Source organism: Eggerthella sp., from assembly GCF_048329335.1.
GTDB classification, from domain to species: Bacteria; Actinomycetota; Coriobacteriia; order Coriobacteriales; family Eggerthellaceae; genus Eggerthella; species Eggerthella lenta.
Genome location: NZ_DBFEGU010000024.1, coordinates 1 through 2,130 on the forward strand (window position 1 = coordinate 1; position 2,130 = coordinate 2,130).

Below are 2,130 nucleotides of genomic sequence, written 5' to 3' on the forward strand. Positions count from 1 at the left end.
GCGCGTGCGGCTCGGCAGCGTCGTACTCGGCGAACCAGACGGGACGCCCGCCCAGATCGGCGCGGTCGTAACGCGCCATATCGCCGCTGTTGCCGTAGATCATCGTCTCGTAGCCGCCCTGCTCGAGGCGTTCGCAGAACGCCCGCGCGCACGCGGTGAGCGTCTCGCGATCCACGTTGTTCGCACGGCCCGCGCCGTCGGCGACGGGCTCGTGGTCGTACGCCACGGGCAGCGCCAGATAGCGGCCGGCCAGCAGCCGCAGCACGAACTCGGCTTCTTCGCGCGCCTCTTCGACGCTGACGGCCTGCGAGAAGAAGTACGCGCCCACGTCCAAGCCTGCGCTCGTCGCGTTGTCGATGTTCTCGGCGTATCGGGTATCGGCGTACAGCGCGCCCTCGGTGTAGCCGCGGTTGCCCACGCGCACGAAGGCGAAGTCCACGCCGTCGCTCGCCACAGCGCTCCAGTCGATGGCGCCTTGATGGTCGGACACGTCCACGCCTAACTGGGAGCGCACCTCGCCGTTCTCGCGGAAAGCCAGGCGGTCGCCCGAACGTTCGAGTCCGCTCCAATCGTAGGGGCTCACGTATGCCTGCGCCGCGGGCTCCGCTGCATCTTCGGGGCCGCATGCCGCCATGAAGCCGAGCGATCCCAGCAAGGCGACGGCGGTCAGGGCGGCTGCAACGGTGGTTTTGAATCGTTTCATGCGGCTTATCCTACCAAAGCCCCCGTCGTCCGTGCGCGCGAACCCGTCGGCGCTACGACGACTACAGAACCTGCATGCAAGGCGTGCACCGCTCTGACGCGGTGTTCGGCGCGAGCGGATCGATGGGACGGCGCGTCATGCGGCCAGCGCGCGCAGGTTTCCCAGAATGTGCTGTGCCGCGTCCTGCCCGAGGTAGTCGTAGGATACGAGCTTCCGCAACACTTCCTGCTGGCGCTCGCGCGCGAGGCCAGGGTTCTGAGACAGCGCGTACACGCTCGGCGCGTTCGGGATGCCGGCCAGCAGCGTGCATTCGTCGGCATCGAGCGCGCTGGGGGCTTTGCCGAAATAACCCCAGCTCGCACTGCCGATGCCCTCGTAGCCGTCGCCGAAGTAGATGGAGTTCACGTATAGCTCCAGGATAGTGCGCTTCGAGAAGTGCTGCTCCATCGTCAGCGCCATGAACACTTCGGCTATCTTGCGCTCGACGGTCTGCTCTTGGGTGAAGTACTGGTTCTTCGCCAGCTGCTGGGTGATGGTGCTGCCGCCTTCCACGATGGCGCCCGCTTTGAGGTCGTTCACGAGGGCGCGCGCCGTGGCGATGGCGTCGAAGCCGGGATGGGCGTAGAACCGATGATCCTCCACGGCCACGACGGCCTGCAGGTACAGGTCCGGCAGCTCGTCGATGGGCGTGAACGACTCGCTGCTCTGGATGGATGCGGCCATCTCGTCGAGGCCGGCTTCCTCGATCGCTTCGCGGTACAGGTTGAACCCGCGTGCAAGAAAGTACACTTCCACGAGCACGACGAGGATGAGCGCCGCCAGGGCGAGGCGCCCGATGAACGTGATGGCTGGATGCGCCGTCGATGCACGATGCGCCGTTCCTTTCATGGTTTCCACCTTTCTGTAGAGGAAAACTCCCCACTACGTTATACCAAGCGGTTCTTAACGCCGCCTTACCGACCGCTTGCCCCATCCTTACATTCCTGCAAGAAAGGCGTGTTCTATCAGGTAAACGATGGGCTATACTTTTGAAAACGACACGAACGAGAAGGGTGCGGCCGTCGCGTGCGGCAAGGCCGGTAACACCATCGAAGGACGGTGCGACGAACATGATGATATCGACACGGGGACGCTATGCGTTGCGGCTCATGATCGACATCGCACGACAAGGGGAAGCCGGCGCGCTGGTCACCATGCGGCAAGCGGCCGAGCGGGAGGATCTGTCCGTCAAATACCTCGAACAGCTGGGCGGGGCGCTGGTGAAGGCGGGCGTTCTCAAAAGCGTGCGCGGCGTGAGCGGCGGGTATCTGTTGGCGCGTCCGGCTGATCAGATCACTGCGGGAGACGTCTTGCGCGCCACCGAGGGCAGCTGCGCGCCGGTGTCATGCCTCGAAGATGGCGCGGAGGCGTGTCCGCGCCGCGATCAG

At 65.0% G+C, this 2,130-nt stretch carries 3 protein-coding genes; 1 reads left to right on the top strand and 2 read right to left on the bottom strand.

Annotated features, from left to right (window positions below; translation table 11 throughout):
- On the bottom strand, positions 1-703 hold a 703-nt coding region (locus ACMO6A_RS00875), incomplete at its 3' end, for a GH25 family lysozyme (protein WP_418470654.1).
- Positions 704-838: 135 nt separating this feature from the next.
- Positions 839-1,591, bottom strand: coding sequence for a biosynthetic peptidoglycan transglycosylase (locus ACMO6A_RS00880; protein ID WP_009306640.1), 753 nt, complete (start codon positions 1,589-1,591; stop codon positions 839-841).
- Between the two features lie 221 nt (positions 1,592-1,812).
- Between ACMO6A_RS00880 and ACMO6A_RS00885 the strand changes: the two genes are divergently transcribed.
- Positions 1,813-2,130: RrF2 family transcriptional regulator (locus ACMO6A_RS00885; RefSeq protein ID WP_418470655.1), on the top strand; the 318-nt coding region annotated here is incomplete at its 3' end.

Coding starts and splice junctions, on each gene's coding strand:
- ACMO6A_RS00880 (WP_009306640.1), bottom strand. CDS start 1,591: ATGAAAGGAACGGCGCATCGTGCATCGACGGCGCATCCAGCCATCACG.